12 protein-coding genes are annotated in these 14,521 nt (G+C 70.2%); 4 read left to right on the top strand and 8 right to left on the bottom strand.

What is annotated here, in order from left to right; all coding sequences use genetic code 11:
- Nucleotides 1-68 precede the first annotated feature (68 nt).
- The 4 genes from ACT3UL_RS06500 to ACT3UL_RS06485 form a co-directional block, all read right to left on the bottom strand.
- Nucleotides 69-857, bottom strand: a complete 789-nt coding sequence (locus ACT3UL_RS06500; protein ID WP_343924756.1) for a sugar phosphate isomerase/epimerase family protein — start codon at nt 855-857, stop codon at nt 69-71.
- A 70-nt stretch (nt 858-927) separates the two neighbouring features.
- Nucleotides 928-1,980, bottom strand: a complete 1,053-nt coding sequence (locus ACT3UL_RS06495; RefSeq protein WP_444577305.1) for an alpha/beta hydrolase — start codon at nt 1,978-1,980, stop codon at nt 928-930.
- 34 nt (nt 1,981-2,014) lie between these two features.
- Nucleotides 2,015-3,370, bottom strand: a complete 1,356-nt coding sequence (locus tag ACT3UL_RS06490) for a BNR-4 repeat-containing protein (protein WP_444577304.1) — start codon at nt 3,368-3,370, stop codon at nt 2,015-2,017.
- A 46-nt stretch (nt 3,371-3,416) separates the two neighbouring features.
- Nucleotides 3,417-3,698: an L-rhamnose mutarotase gene (locus tag ACT3UL_RS06485; protein ID WP_343924762.1), complete on the bottom strand. Its 282-nt coding sequence runs from the start codon at nt 3,696-3,698 to the stop codon at nt 3,417-3,419.
- A gap of 156 nt (nt 3,699-3,854) precedes the next feature.
- Here ACT3UL_RS06485 and rhaI point away from each other — a divergent pair, with 156 nt between their 5' ends.
- The 3 genes from rhaI to ACT3UL_RS06470 are packed head-to-tail and all read left to right on the top strand — an operon-like array spanning nt 3,855 to nt 8,676.
- Nucleotides 3,855-5,033 carry an L-rhamnose isomerase gene (rhaI, locus tag ACT3UL_RS06480; RefSeq protein WP_444577303.1) on the top strand — a complete coding sequence of 393 codons (1,179 nt, stop codon included), beginning with the start codon at nt 3,855-3,857 and terminating at the stop codon, nt 5,031-5,033.
- Between the two features lie 2 nt (nt 5,034-5,035).
- Nucleotides 5,036-7,111 carry a bifunctional aldolase/short-chain dehydrogenase gene (locus ACT3UL_RS06475; protein WP_444577302.1) on the top strand — a complete coding sequence of 692 codons (2,076 nt, stop codon included), beginning with the start codon at nt 5,036-5,038 and terminating at the stop codon, nt 7,109-7,111.
- Nucleotides 7,108-8,676, top strand: coding sequence for a rhamnulokinase (locus tag ACT3UL_RS06470; protein WP_444577301.1), 1,569 nt, complete (start codon nt 7,108-7,110; stop codon nt 8,674-8,676). The genes ACT3UL_RS06475 and ACT3UL_RS06470 overlap by 4 nt, the downstream gene beginning before the upstream one ends.
- Here the strand turns inward: ACT3UL_RS06470 and ACT3UL_RS06465 are convergent.
- From ACT3UL_RS06465 to ACT3UL_RS06450, 4 genes are all read right to left on the bottom strand, one after another.
- The gene (locus ACT3UL_RS06465) at nt 8,669-9,205 is read right to left on the bottom strand and encodes a hypothetical protein (protein WP_444577300.1); all 537 of its coding nucleotides are present in this window, start codon (nt 9,203-9,205) and stop codon (nt 8,669-8,671) included. The genes ACT3UL_RS06470 and ACT3UL_RS06465 overlap by 8 nt on opposite strands.
- Before the next feature lie 221 nt (nt 9,206-9,426).
- The gene (locus ACT3UL_RS06460; RefSeq protein WP_443352057.1) at nt 9,427-9,831 is read right to left on the bottom strand and encodes a hypothetical protein; all 405 of its coding nucleotides are present in this window, start codon (nt 9,829-9,831) and stop codon (nt 9,427-9,429) included.
- 668 nt (nt 9,832-10,499) lie between these two features.
- Nucleotides 10,500-11,489: a LacI family DNA-binding transcriptional regulator gene (locus ACT3UL_RS06455; RefSeq protein WP_444577307.1), complete on the bottom strand. Its 990-nt coding sequence runs from the start codon at nt 11,487-11,489 to the stop codon at nt 10,500-10,502.
- 107 nt (nt 11,490-11,596) lie between these two features.
- Nucleotides 11,597-12,895 (bottom strand): ABC transporter substrate-binding protein, encoded by a 1,299-nt coding sequence (locus ACT3UL_RS06450; RefSeq protein ID WP_444577299.1) that lies wholly within the window; start codon nt 12,893-12,895, stop codon nt 11,597-11,599.
- 237 nt (nt 12,896-13,132) lie between these two features.
- On the opposite strand from ACT3UL_RS06450, the gene ACT3UL_RS06445 reads away from it, so the two are divergent.
- Complete coding sequence (locus ACT3UL_RS06445; protein WP_444577298.1) at nt 13,133-14,518, top strand: MFS transporter; 1,386 nt, start codon at nt 13,133-13,135, stop codon at nt 14,516-14,518.
- Nucleotides 14,519-14,521 lie beyond the last annotated feature (3 nt).

Genomic DNA, 14,521 nt, shown 5'->3' with positions numbered 1-14,521 from the left:
GTCGCAGAACGGGGCAGGCGGTCGCAGCCCGGGTCAGCCGTGCCCAGCCCAGCCGTGCCCTGCCCGGGTCAGGCGGTCGCGGCCACCGTGGCGGGGTCTGCAGCACGGAGGGCCGCGAGCGCCGGGCCGGCCTCGGCGGCGAGGTCGGCCCAGGTGCACTCGATCGAGACGCGGCCTCGGTAGCCGCCGTCGCGCAGCGCCCGCAGGAACTCCGCGAGGGGCCAGTCGCCCTGGCCGGGCGGGATGCGGCCGGAATCGGCGATGTGGGCATGGGCCACCCGCCCGGCCAGCTCGCGGACCACGTCGAAGGACTCGTGCTCGAGCATGATGTGGAACAGGTCCGCCACGACGCGGACCTCCCCCATCCCGAACTCGTCGAGGAACTCGACCGCCTCGACCAGGGAGTTGATCTGGTCGGTCTCGCCGCGATGCAGTGGCTCGAGGATCACCTCGAGGTCGTGGACCGCGGCGATCTCCCGGGCGATCGCCACCGATCGCGCGAACTGACGGCGCGCGTCGTCGCGGGACACACCCTCCGGGATCCGTCGGGCGGCGCCGCTGCCGAGCACCACGAAGGCGCCGGGTGCCGCGACCTCCGCGATCGCCGCGAAGGCGACCCGCAGGTAGGCGTGGGTCTGCTCGAGCGGGAACGCCGGGTCGGACAGTCGGTGGTCGGCCGGGCAGAGCACCGCGAACGAGGGCGCGGGCTCGCGCCGCCGCAGCGCCGGATCCGCATGCCAGGTGCCGTCCTCACGCTGCACCAGAAGGTTCCCGACGACGGTCGGCTCGAGATAGTCGGCCCCGGCGGCGAGCGCGGCCTCCGCGTCCCGATCAGGGGTGATGATTCCGTGCTGCATGGATCCTCCTCGATCCGGGCCGGTGCACGCTGCGCCGGCGACAATGCTGGTCATACCCAGCCGGGGCTGCTCACAGATCGCGGACGAGCTGCCCCATCCGGTCCATCGACTGCTGCGCCTCGGCCAGACCCACGCGGTTGAGGTGGCCGTGGCACACGCCGCGGCGAACCGTGTAGTCCACGTCGACCCCGGCCTCCCGCAGCTGCTCCGCATAGCGGCGGCCGCTGACCCGCAGGTCGTCGTACTCGTCGGTCTCGATATAGGTGCGGGGCAGCCCTGCCAGCTGCTCCGGCGCGGCCAGCCCCGGGAAGTCGTAGGGCGTCGCCTCCTCGAGCGGGCGGCCGATGTAGTTGCCCGACATGGCGCGCATCGTCTCGAGGGAGAAGCGCAGCATCGGCGGGGTCCCGGCGAGCGCCTCCGCCTCCTCGGCGTCGGGCTCGGGGCGCAGCGGGTGCGCGACGAGGTACATCAGCAGCGAGGCGGCGAGCGGCGTCCCCTCATCGGCCAGGCGCAGGGAGGCGGCCGCGGCGAGGTTGCCGCCGGCGCTCGCCCCACCGATCGCGACCCGTGCGGGGTCGATGCCGAGGGCCTGCGCGCTGTCCCGGGTCCAGGCCACGGCGGCGCACACATCGTCCAACGGGATCGGGGCCGTGACGTGCTCGGGCCCGCCCGGGAACGTGCGGCCCGGGGAGCCGTCGATCTCGTCGCACAGCCGGTAGTCGACGGAGACGACGACGGCGTCGGCGCGGCCGGCGACGCCCCGGGCCACGTGGTCGCCCTCGGGCATGTCGAGGTCGCCGTGCATGAAGCCGCCGCCGTGCAGCCACACCAGGCAGGGGCGGGGCCCGTCGGGCGCTGTCTGCGGGGTGTAGACGCGCACGGGGACGGGGCCGTGGGGGCCGGGGATCTCGTGGTTCTCGATCACCAGCTCCCATTCCTCGGGCGGACCATAGGGCGCATCCCAGGCGCGATGAGCCTCGGGGGCGACATCTTCCCAGGTGCCGGCACCGGCGAGGAGGCTCAGCCGGCGTTCCATCTCGAGCGGGGCGGTGGGCTCGGCGCTCGCCTCGGCCGCGGGGTCGCGCGGGGCGGGGGTGAGGTCCGGGGCGGTCTGCTCGGTCATCGGGCGGTCCTGTCTGGAGGTGGGGAGGAGCGGGTCAGCGAGGGCTGCTGAGCAGCACGATCTCGCAGTCGTAGTCCTGCGAGGAGCGCATCTCGCCGCGGAACCAGAGCAGGTGGGTGGTGGTCGGGTCTCCCGGGGCGACGATCGGACGGAGGTTGTCGACCGCGGAATCCTCGGTGATCGCGGTCCATTCCCAGCGTCGTCCCTCGTCGGCAGTGTGTCCACGGTAGATCTCATGGTGGGCATGGCGGGTGCCGTCCCGCGGGTCCACGGGGGTGGAGATGTGCACGGTGTCGACGTCGTACGGGTCGATCGCGGCGAGGCCGGAGTAGTCCTGCTCGTGGGGCAGCAGGCCGGGCCCGGCCTGCGCGAGCGGCGAGAGCGTCCACTCCCCGTCGGACCCGAGCCGCCCGTAGACCAGCCGCAGGTCGGGGACGGGCACGTTCGTCCCGAGGTCGGAGCCGTCGGGCTCTGCGGCGTGGTCGGCGCGGGCCGTCATCACGGCGACGAGCTGACCGCCGGCCTCGCGGATGTCTGTGGTCCAGGCGTGGCTGAGCTGCGCACCGCCGAGCCCCGCCTCGCCGTCGAGCCCCGTCCCGCCGTCGAGCCCCACCCCGCTGTCGAGCACGGTGCCCGCAGCGAGGACCGTGGTCAGCTCGGCCTGGTCCGGGGCGGGTTCGGAGAACAGCTCGGACGCCAGGGCCCGGCCGGCGCTGTCGTGCAGGCGACCGGCGGAGATCCTGCCGTGATAGATCGAGTTGTCGTAGTCGCGCGGGTGGTGGTCGGTGACCAGCACGTGCAGTCCGTCGGCCCCGTCGGCGTAGCGGGAGTAGCCGTTGACGTACCCGATCTTGGGGCGGCCGAACAGCCGGCCCGCGTAGGTCCAGGTGTCGCCGTGGTCGTCCGAGACCAGCGCGCAGGGATCGTCGTTCACGGCGCGGGCGAAGCAGTACAGCCGCCCGCCGATCTCGTGGAGGTTGGAGTAGGTGACGCCGCGGCCGCCCGTGTGCTCGGACCAGTCGTAGCTGTGCTCCTCGCCCCAGCGGGTCGGGTCGCCGGGCTCGCTGATCCGCCAGTGGGTGAGGTCGTCGGTCTTGTGTCGGGCGTAGACCGCGAGCCAGCGCCCGTCCGGCCGACGCCACAGCGCGGGGACGTCATGATCGTCGGCCTCGAACCCGGGATGGAGGGTCAGGACCTTCGCGGTGCCGCTGGCGAGATCGACGACAGTGAGGTCGAGATCGCCCGTGCGCTGCGCACCGTCGGTCCCGCCGCCGGAGGCGATCGAACCGACGACGAGCACCCCGGCCTCGGGATCGACGAGGGCGCGCTCGTCCTGGAACCAGCACCAGGCACCGTTGACGTTGATGACCTGTGGTGTCGTCGCGCTCATCGGGTTCTTCCGCTCGGGGTGGGGGTCGCCTCGGGAGTGGGCACGTTCAGGGGAGATGGAAGTACTGCGGCAACACCTGCTTGTCGCCGCCGCCGGGGGCGAAGTACTCCGCCATCGCCGCCTCCCAGCGCGGGCTCACCGCAGCATGCGACATCGCGTCCTGCGCGGCGTCGACGTCGTCGGCCTCGAAATAGCCGACGACCATGCCGTCCTCAGCCTGCAGGAACAAAGAGTAGTTCCTCCACCCTGCGGCGGCAAGCGCTTCCCACATCTCTCCCCAGACGTGCTGGTGCGCCGCGACATCGTCGACCAGCTTCTCGGGCCGCACCAGCTCCTCCTCCGCGGCGCATGCTACGCTTCTATTGAGTCGTTTCAACACTGCGTTCGCAGCGCGGCCCGCGACCGATGCCCGTCCGCACTCCGCACGGGTCCGTCCGCCGGGCACCGCCAACCACCAGGCACCGCCGCCGAAGGAGCACCCCTCATGACCACCCCCACCACCCTTCCCGCCGACGTCGCCCGTGACCTCGAGGAGTTCTCGATCGAGGTCCCCAGCTGGGGCTACGGCAACTCCGGAACCCGGTTCAAGGTGTTCGGCACGCCCGGCACCCCGCGCGACCCCTTCGAGAAGATCGCCGACGCCGCACAGACCCACGCCTTCACCGGCTCCGCGCCGCGCGTGTCCCTGCACTACCCCTGGGACAAGGTCGAGGACTTCGGCGTGCTGCGCGAGTACGCCGCCGAGCAGGGCATGACCCTGGGCATGATCAACTCCAACACCTTCCAGGACGACGAGTACAAGTTCGGCTCCCTCACCCACGGCGACAAGTCCGTGCGGCGTCGGGCGATCGACCACCACCTCGAGTGCATCGACGTCATGCGCGCCACCGGCTCGAAGGAAATGAAGATCTGGCTGGCCGACGGCACGAACTACGCCGGCCAGGACTCGATCCGCGCCCGTCAGGACCGCCTCGCGGAGTCCCTCCAGGAGATCTACCTGGGCCTCGGCGAGGACGAGCGCCTGGTGCTGGAGTACAAGTTCTTCGAGCCGGCGTTCTATCACACCGATGTTCCGGACTGGGGCACGAGCCTGCTGCACTGCCTGGCCCTCGGCGAGAAGGCGCAGGTGGTGCTCGACACCGGCCATCACGCCCCCGGCACCAACATCGAGTTCATCGTCGCCCAGCTGCTGCGCCAGAACCGCCTGGGCGCCTTCGACTTCAACTCCCGCAACTACGCGGACGACGACCTCATCGTGGGCGCCGCGGACCCGTTCCAGCTGTTCCGCATCCTCTTCGAGATCGTGCAGCAGGATGCGCACCGCCCGGCCTCCGGCGTGAACTTCATGCTCGATCAGTGCCACAACCTGGAATCGAAGATCCAGGGTCAGATCCGCTCCGTGCTCAACGTGCAGGAGACCCTCGCGAAGGCTCTGCTCGTGGACCGCGAGGCCCTGGCCGCCGCGCAGACCAGCAATGACGTGCTGCTCGCGAGCGAGATCCTCATGGATGCCTTCTGGACCGACGTGCGCCCGGCGCTGGCCGCCTTCCGCGAGGAGCGCGGGCTGCCGGCCGATCCGTTCGGCGCGTTCCGGGCGAGCGGCTACGAGGAGAAGGTCGCCGCGGAGCGCGTGGGCGGGAACCAGATGGGATGGGGAGCCTGAGCATGACCCGCACGAACACCAACACCAGCACTGACCCGGCGGCGATCGATCCGACGGTCGCCGCACTCCTGGCGCGCTCGAACGCGCTCGGCGCCGACCCCGCGAACACCAACTACGCCGGCGGCAACACGTCCGCGAAGGGCACCGCCATCGACCCGGTCACCGGCGAGGAGACCGAGCTGCTGTGGGTCAAGGGATCCGGCGGCGACCTGGGCACCCTCACGGAGACAGGCCTCGCGGTGCTGCGGCTGGATCGCGTGCGCGCGCTGCGTGATGTGTATCCGGGAGTGGAGCGCGAGGACGAGATGGTCGCCGCCTTCGACCACTGCCTGCACGGCAAGGGCGGCGCCGCCCCGAGCATCGACACCGCCATGCACGCCCTGGTGGACGCCGCGCACGTGGACCACCTCCACCCCGACGCCGGGATCGCGCTCGCGACCGCGGCCGACGGGGAGCGCCTGACCCGCGAGTGCTTCGGCGACGCCGTGGTGTGGGTACCTTGGCGCCGACCCGGCTTCCAGCTGGGCCTGGACATCGCCGCGATCAAGGAGGCTAACCCCAGCGCGATCGGCTGCATCCTCGGCGGGCACGGCATCACCGCCTGGGGCGCGACGTCCGACGAGGCGCAGGAGAACTCCCTGCGGATCATCGCCGAGGCGACCGCGTTCCTCGAGCGCACCGGAGCGGCCGAGCCCTTCGGGGCGCACGATGCGAGCCGCGAGGCCCTGCCCGAGGCGGAGCGCCGGGCGAAGGCGTCGGCCCTGTTCCCGGTGATCCGCGGACTCGCCTCGACCGATGCCCCGATGATCGGGCACTGGACGGACACCGACGCGGTCCACGAGTTCCTCGCGGGCGAGAAGCTCGCGCCGCTCGCCGAGCTCGGCACGTCGTGCCCGGACCACTTCCTGCGCACCAAGGTGAAGCCACTGGTGCTGGACCTTCCGTCGGGCGCTTCCGTCGAGGAGTCGATCGAGCGGCTGACGGAGCTGCACGAGGCCTACCGGGCGGACTACTCCGCCTACTACGAGCGCCACGCCGACGCGGACTCCCCCGCGATGCGCGGCGCGGATCCGGCGATCGTGCTGGTCCCGGGCGTGGGCATGTTCAGCTTCGGGGCCGACGCGCAGACCGCGCGCGTGGCCGGCGAGTTCTACGTCAACGCGATCGCCGTGATGCGCGGGGCGGAGTCGGTCTCGACCTACTCCCCCATCGAGGAGTCCGAGAAGTTCCGCATCGAGTACTGGGCCCTGGAGGAGGCGAAGCTGCAGCGCAAGCCGGCGCCCAAGCCGCTCGCGACCCGGGTGGCGCTCGTGACCGGCGGCGGCTCCGGCATCGGCAAGGCCACCGCGACCCGCCTGGTCGCCGAGGGTGCCTGCGTGGTCATCGCCGATCTGAACGTCGAGAACGCGCAGGCGGTCGCCGAGGAGCTCGGCGGGCCGGACAAGGCCGTGGCTCTGCGGGCCGACGTCTCCGACGAGCAGGCCGTGGTGCAGGCCGTGGCGGATGCGGTGCTCGCCTTCGGCGGGCTCGACCTCATCGTCAACAATGCCGGGCTCTCGCTGTCCAAACCGCTGCTGGAGACCACGGCGAAGGACTGGGACCTGCAGCACGACGTCATGGCGCGCGGCAGCTTCCTGGTCTCGAGGGAGACCGCGCGGGTGATGATCGCCCAGGCCATGGGCGGGGACATCATCTACATCTCCTCGAAGAACTCCGTGTTCGCCGGCCCCAACAACATCGCCTACTCCGCCACCAAGGCCGATCAGGCGCATCAGGTGCGGCTGCTCGCGGCGGAGCTCGGCGGGCACCAGATCCGGGTCAACGGCATCAACCCCGACGGGGTGGTGCGCGGCTCCGGCATCTTCGCCGGCGGCTGGGGCGCCTCGCGGGCGAAGGTCTACGGCGTGCAGGAGGAGGACCTCGGGGAGTTCTACGCCCAGCGCACGCTGCTGAAGCGCGAGGTGCTGCCCGAGAACGTCGCCAACGCGGTGTTCGCCCTGACCGCCGGGGACCTCTCGCACACCACCGGCCTGCACGTCCCGGTCGACGCCGGCGTCGCGGCCGCCTTCCTGCGATGAGCGCCCCGCGTGCTGTCGCGGCGGTCGACCTGGGCGCGACGTCGGGCCGCGTGATGCTCGGCGTGATCGAGCAGGACACGACCCTGCAGGGCGCGAACCCGCAGGACTCGAACCCGCAGGGCGCGGACGGGCACAGCCGCATCGAGCTGGTCGCGGCGCACCGCTTCGAGAACCGCCTCCGCGAGGTCGATGGTCACCTGAGCTGGGACATCGATGCTCTCTGGGCCGAGGTGCAGCAGGGGCTGCGGGCCGCGCATGCGGGCGCGGTGGAGCGCGGCCTCACCGGCCTGTCCTCGATCGGCATCGACTCCTGGGCCGTGGACTACGGCGTCGTGGGACCCGATGCGTCCGGCCCGGGCGGCTCCCGCGAGCTCGGCAGCGGCGAGATCCTGGGCGAGGTGATCGCCTACCGGGACCAGCGCACCGACGGCATCGCCGACTCCTTCGCCGAGCAGCTCTCCCGCGAGCGGCAGTACGCGCTCACCGGCATCGCCCAGCAGCCATTCAACACGCTCTACCAGCTGGTGGCCGATGACCGCACACCCGACCTCCCGGCCGGGTCGACGCTGCTGATGGTCCCTGACCTGCTCGGCTACCTGCTCACCGGGCAGCGCCGCACCGAGGTCACCAACGCCTCCAGCACCGGCATGCTCTCGGTGACCGAGCATGACTGGTGCGAGGAGATCCTGACCGCCGCGGGGGTGGACCGGAACCTCCTGGCGCCGCTGATCGAGCCCGGCGAACGTCTGGGCACCGTGCGTCCGCAGCTGGCGCAGGATCTCGGCATCGGCGAGGTGCCGGTGGTGGCCGTCGGCTCCCACGACACCGCCTCGGCTGTGCTCGCGGTGCCGGCCGCGGCGGACGCCTTCCCCGTCGCCTACATCTCCTCGGGGACCTGGTCGCTCATCGGGCTCGAGCTGCAGGCGGCGGCCCCCTCGTCGGCCGCCCTCGAGGCGGGCTTCACCCACGAAGGTGGCATCGACGGTACGTTCCGATTCCTCAAGAACGTCGCCGGGATGTGGCTGGTCAGCGAGTCGATCCGGCAGTGGGAGGAGGACGGGGCGCGCGTCGACCTCGGCGACCTGCTGGCCGCTGCAGCTGTCATGCCCGCGAACCGGTTCCGGATCGATCCGACGGACCCCGCCTTCCTCGCGCCCGGCCGGATGGCGGACCGGGTGACGCTCGCCGCCCGTCCGCTCGAGGGGGACGACGAGCGCCCCCGCACCCCGGCCCAGCTCGTGCGCTGCATCCTGGAGTCCCTCGCCGAGACCTACCGCGACGAGCTGCACGCCGCCTGCCGTCTCGCGCGTCTCCCCCTGCCCGAGCGCCTGCATGTCGTCGGTGGCGGCAGCCAGAACGCCCTGCTCAACCAGCTCACCGCGAATGCGCTCGGCCTCGAGGTCGTGGCCGGGCCCGTCGAGGCCACAGCTCTGGGGAACGTGGCTCTGCAGGCGCGGTCGCTGGGCGCCCTCTCGACGCGTTCCGGGTCCTTACGGGACCTGGTCCGCGCGAGCGTGCGGCTGGAGATCTACGAGCCGACGGATCGGCCGACCCGACTCAGCTGACGAGCTGCCAACGAGGGTCGGAGAATTCTGCAGCTTCAAGCAGTCGGCCTCGCAGCTCCACCAGCAACCGAAGGTGCGGTGTCGAATCGCTCCCGTTCACGTGAGCCACCGACGCGCTGATCCCTTCCGCCCCTGCGACCAGGGACGTAAGTGGTGCCGGGACCCAGCCGATCGGGGTGTGCGACCCGGTCGTCACCAGTTGAGCCATCAGGTCGTGCGGATTGCCCTCATCAGCCTGAAGCAGGAGTTCGTCTCCGGTGGTCAGCGTGTCGATCGCCGCTTGCTCAGCTGGGCTGCGGTGCCGCATCCCGTGCACCAGGAACTGCAGTCGAGACGCTCCATCTTCCATCGCTACAGGGAGCTGGATGAGCTCGATGGTGTCCGCGCTTCGACGCCCGCCGTTGCGCGAGAGGATCTCGAAGGCACCAGCTTCGATCGGAAGCCCCATGCTCTCGAGAATGCGAGTCCTATCCGGACGTCGAGGCGAGAGGACCCGCTCGGCGAAGACCGGGAACAGGAACTCCGACACAGCGACCCTTCCCGCGTCCGGAAGCCCGGGGAGCAAACCGGCCGACGGGTCATCAGAGACATGCTGGAAGTATCGGAACGCCCAGGCGTCATCGAGTCGAGTCAAGACTCCGAGACGTTCGTACCCTCGCGTCCCATCGCGTCCCTGCCTCGTGACCAAGAAGGAATGGGTGCCGTCAAGAGCCGACATCGGAGCTCGTGCCAGATCTGGCGCTATTGTCGTCATCTCTCCAGCAACCTCCTTCTGTTCTCCTCGAGCAATCGGGTGATGAATGTACGCCGCAGGTCCGACAGACCAGGGACACGCTCGACGATCCCCTGTACGTCCACGTCTTCAACGCCGCGAAGCGCCTCCAGCCACGAGCCGCCCCAACGATCGAGCGCGCGATGGGCGAGGTCGACAAGACTCTCGTCATGCCCTTGGTCGAACTTCCGGGCCATGCCTCTGCCCGCGTAGGCGCGCACGTCCATCGTAGCCAGGATACGGTCCTCCACCCCGGCCGCGAGTGAGCTGCCGTGATCGAAGCTCGCAGCTAGACGGGATGTGCTCCCGTCAACTGTGAGCGCCCAGTTCTCAGCATGACGGTCCGAGTTCCCGATCCATGACGGTCCGAGTTCCCGATCCATGCGTCAAGTGTCAGATAACCGGCGAACACTGCGAGCGCGTCGAGCGAGGAATCCCGGACTGGCCCCGGCACCTCGGCGAGAACCAGCTCGATGGCTTCTAGATGGTGTCCAGTGCGGTTCCGCGACCGCTGGGCATTGGGGACGTATCCAGGTAACCGAAGACCCGAGAGGTATGTGTCCCCACTGTGCAAGTCCTCGTTCTCACGACGAACATCGCGGGAGATGCACCCGTACTCATCGTTCCACTGGGCCAATCTGATCGAGGCCGACGGGACGCCCACCAATTGCGCGTGCTTGCAGACGATGAGCTCCGATTGCGCATCGAACCATGTGAACTCCCGCGGGGGAGCATCGCCGCGCCCCTCCAAGGTGACACGGCGCGACGGCTTGAAGAGCCAGCGCGGACCCGTGTCCCGCATCGACCCTGTCGGCTCGGAGAGCCAGAACTTCTCCTGGTCGCCGAGCCACTCTTCATCGTCGAGCTCCCACGACGACACATCCTCGACCTCGTCTCCTCGACCTCGTCGTCCATTCGGGCAGTCTACGAACACGCACCGACATTCCGTCTTCGCACCACGTGCTGGCATGGGAGCACGTGGTACTCGTGCGACCAGTGCATCGGGGACAGGTCGCTCCGCTCTCACCGTCTCCTGACGGGAGAGCGGGCGTCAGCCCGTCGTCGACTCCCGCTCCACCAGCGTCGGCGTGAAGCTCACGTGCCGGGGCGCGGCGTCCGGCGCGGCGATCTCCTCCTCGAGCAGGGCGAGGGCGGTGCGGCCCATGAGGTCCGCCGGCTGGGCCACGGAGGTCAGCGGCACCACGGTGGAGCTCGCGAAGGCGATGTCGTCGTAGCCCACCAGGGCGATCTCCTCGGGCACGGCGACCTGGTGGCGGAAGGCGAAGGCCTGCAGGACGCCGACGGCGAGCAGGTCGTTGACGCAGAAGACGGCATCCGGTCGCTCCGTCGCCGTCCGCTCCGCGACCTGCATCCCGGCGGCGCGCCCGGCGAGCACAGTGAGGTCCTCCGCCTCGAGCACCTCGAGCGCTATACCGGCTGCCTGCGCGGCGCGGCGCGCGCCCGTCAACCGATCCGCGACCTGCCGGAGGTCCTGCCGGGCCGCGACCACGCCGATACGGCGCCGGCCCAGCTCGGCGAGATGGCGCACGGCGATCTCGCCGCCGGCGATGTCGTCGACCCCCACGGAGGATCCGCCGACGCTCTCGCGTCCGCTCTCCACGAGCACGACGGGGGTGCCCCGACGCCGGATCCCGTCAACCAGCTCCTGGGCGCCGCCGGTCGAGGCGAGCAGGATGCCGCGCACCCGCTGCTCCTCGAACAGCGAGAGGTACAGCCGCTCGCGCTGCTCCCGGTTGCCGGTGCTGCCGGCGATGACCGCGAGGGACGAGTCCTCGGCGGCCGCCTCGATGCCGCCGACGAGCTGGCCGTAGAAGGGGTTCCCGGAGTCCAGCACGATGGCGCCGACGGTGCGGGACTGGCCGAGCTTGAGCTGCCGGGCGGCGTCGTTGCGCACGTACCCGAGCTCGGCGATCGCCGCCTCGACCCGCTCCCGGCGATCCGTGGAGACGATGTCCGGGCGGTTCAGGACGTTGGAGACGGTGCCCACCGAGACGTTCGCGTGCCGCGCGACGTCCTTCATGCTCACCAGATGGGCTCCGGCCACTCCCCCACGCTCCTCGGCTGGTCGGCGTCGATCCGTGGCGGCGAGCCACGGGTCCATGATCCTGCGACTTTATCGCGGCGGGATCACCCGAGAGCACCGGCCGCCTCGTCGACCGCTGCCGCGCTGGCTCCGGCGGGGTCGGCACGACCGAACAGGACGTCCTCCACATGCCGGGCCAGGACATCGTCCGCGGCGCCGCCGCCCGGCGGGGTGATGGGCGGCGGGTCACCCAGCTCGCCCGCGATGGCCTCGATGAAGTCCACCGCCTTGAGGTCGGAGTCGGTGAGGTCGGGGACGATCGTCTCGCGGACGTCGAGATTGGCGGGCACCCCTCGCTCGGCGAGCAGGATCTTCCCGGCGTCGGGGTCGTTCACGAGCCAGTCGATGAAGGCCACCCCATCCTCCTGCTTCGTGGAGGTCGCGGCGATCGAGAAGTACATCGACGCCTTGTACCAGAGCTGCGCGTCGGCGGCCCTGCCGGTCATCGACGGCATCCTCAGGATCACGACCTTGCCGTCGAGTGACGCATCGAGAGTCACCACCTGGTTGGACCACTGCGACTGCAGGCCGCACTTCCCGACGGCGAACAGGGACTGGTCGACGGACTGGCCCGCCTCCTCCACGGCCACCGCGGCGGGCGGGGCGGCGCCGCTGTCCTGCAGCTCGAGCACGAAGTCCATCCACTGCTGGAGCTGCTCGGCCGTGTACCCGAGGCCGTCGGGACCGAACCGGTCCGCACCGAGCTGGCGCAGGTACACGGACAGCGGTGGGCCCCCGGCCGCTCCGAACTGCTGGACTCCGTACGTGCCGTCCTCGGTGGCGTCGGTGATCCGGGTGGCGATGTCGACGAGGTCGTCCCAGGTCCAGGTGGTGTCATCGGGCATCTCGACCCCTGCGGCCGCGAACACGTCCGGGTTCGCCAGCAGCACCGGGGCATTGATGCCGGCGTTGACCGCGAACAGCCCGTCGTCCACCCGACCGGCATCGAGGGCCGCCTCGTCGACGGCGGACGTGTCCAGGTCGGTGGTCCCGAGATCCAGGAGGATGTCCCGGCTGGAGTACTCGGCGAGATACCCCTCGTCCATCTGGATGACGTCGGGCGCGTCCCCGCCCGCGATCTGGGTGGCGAGCTTGTCCCAGTAGCCGCCCCAGTCACCCGGCTCCGCGGAGATGGTGAGATCAGGCGCGACCTTCTGGTACGCCGAGATCGCCGCCTTCGTCAGCTCGTCACGGCGAGGATTCCCCCACCAGGCGAAGCGCAGGGACCCCGACCCTGATTCGCCGCCTCCCCCACCCCCGGTCGCGTTGGGTCCGCAGGCGGAGAGCGAGCTGAGGGACACCAGGGCTGCAGGGAGGGCGAGGGCGGTGCGACGAGTGGGCATGGGCGATCTCCTTCGATCGACGGATCCGAGGACCCCGAGTGGCTGGAGTGTAGGCACAGCGGTTGAAACGTGTAAACCCTTTCCCGGACTCACTGACCGCAAAGGGTTGTGGGGCTCACCCGGACCTTGCTAACCTCACCGGACGTTGTGTTGAGTCGTTTCAACATTGTGATGGATCAGTGCAGGTCAGAGCGTGACCTCGTGACATCACGCCGCCCAGGTTCGAAGGAGAACAGCGTGCGACCAGACCGACCCGAATCCACTGCACCCAATCCGTGGTGGGTGGCGCTGATCTGCGGGATGGCCTCCTACATCGACGCCGCGGCCATCGTCAGCTCCGGCACAGCCCTGGTGCTCTACCAGCACTCCATCGGGATCACCGCGGGACAGATCGGCATCCTGTCCGCCTCGCTGACCCTGAGCATCGCCGTCGGGGCCCTCACCGGTGGCCGCCTCGGAGATCGCTACGGTCGGCGTCGGGTGTTCCTGTCCACGATGATGATGATCGTCGCGGGGTCGATCCTGCTCGTGCTGGCTCCCGGGTTCGCCATGCTCATGGCGGGCATGGTGCTCGTCGGCCTCGGATCCGGCGCCGACCTGCCCGTCTCCCTCGCCTCGATCTCCGAGGCGGCATCGGACCACAACCGCGGCCGGCTGGTCGGTTTCTCGCAGATCCTCTGGTTCGGCGGGATCATCGGCGCCAACATCTTCGGCATCATCGCCGGCGGTATGGGCCAGCTAGGCGGGCAGGTCATGTTCGCCCACGTCGGCATCGTCGCGTTGGTCGTCCTCGTCGCCCGCCTGAGCGTCCCGGAATCGACGACGTGGGCCGACGCCGATCGCGAGCGCTCCTCGGGGGCGGCGACGATCCGCGCCGCGAACACCGGGATCCGGGACGTGCTCGGGAAGAAGGTCTTCCTGGTGCCCTTCCTCGCACTGATCGGCTTCTACACCTTCACCAACATCGGCGCCAACACCGGCGGTCAGTTCGGCACCTATATCGGCGTGAACGTCGTGGGGATCTCCGTGCAGCAGCAGTCACTGCTGGGCATCGTGATGCTCGGCGTGGGCATGCTCGGCGCGATGGTGTTCATGAGGATCGTCGACACCCCGCTGCGGATGACGTTCTACGCCATCGGCGCCGTGCTCCTGGCCGGGTCCTATCTTGTCCCGGTCGTCTTCGGCTTCACGCTGATCCCATGGATCGCCCTGAGCTTCTTCAACGCGATCGGGGGCGCCTTCGCCTTCGAGGCGATCATGAAGATCTGGTCCCAGGAGTCGTTCCCGACCCTGCTGCGCTCGTCGATCCAGGGCTCGGTGATCGGCATCGCCCGGGTCATCGCCGCCGGTGTCGCCCTGATCACCCCGGCCCTGATGACCACGCCGGTGCTCGCCTACCTGCTGATCGCAATCATCGTGGCCGTCGGCCTCGTCTGCGGCTGGGCCGGGTTCCGACACTCACGATTCGACGCCTTCGCGGAGGAAGCGCGCGACGCCTCCTCCCTCTCCCCCGCACGTCCATCCGCAGACCATCCATCCGCCGCCCACCCCTCCGGCGCCTCGCGCGCCGCCGCGCTCCCGACGCTCTCCCCCAGCACTCCGTACGCCCCGACCGAGAGGTGAACC

It is taken from the genome of Brachybacterium sp. 107 (genome assembly GCF_052379725.1).
In the GTDB taxonomy this organism is placed as follows: Bacteria; Actinomycetota; Actinomycetes; order Actinomycetales; family Dermabacteraceae; genus Brachybacterium.
This window is presented reverse-complemented; position numbering and strand designations above follow the sequence as displayed.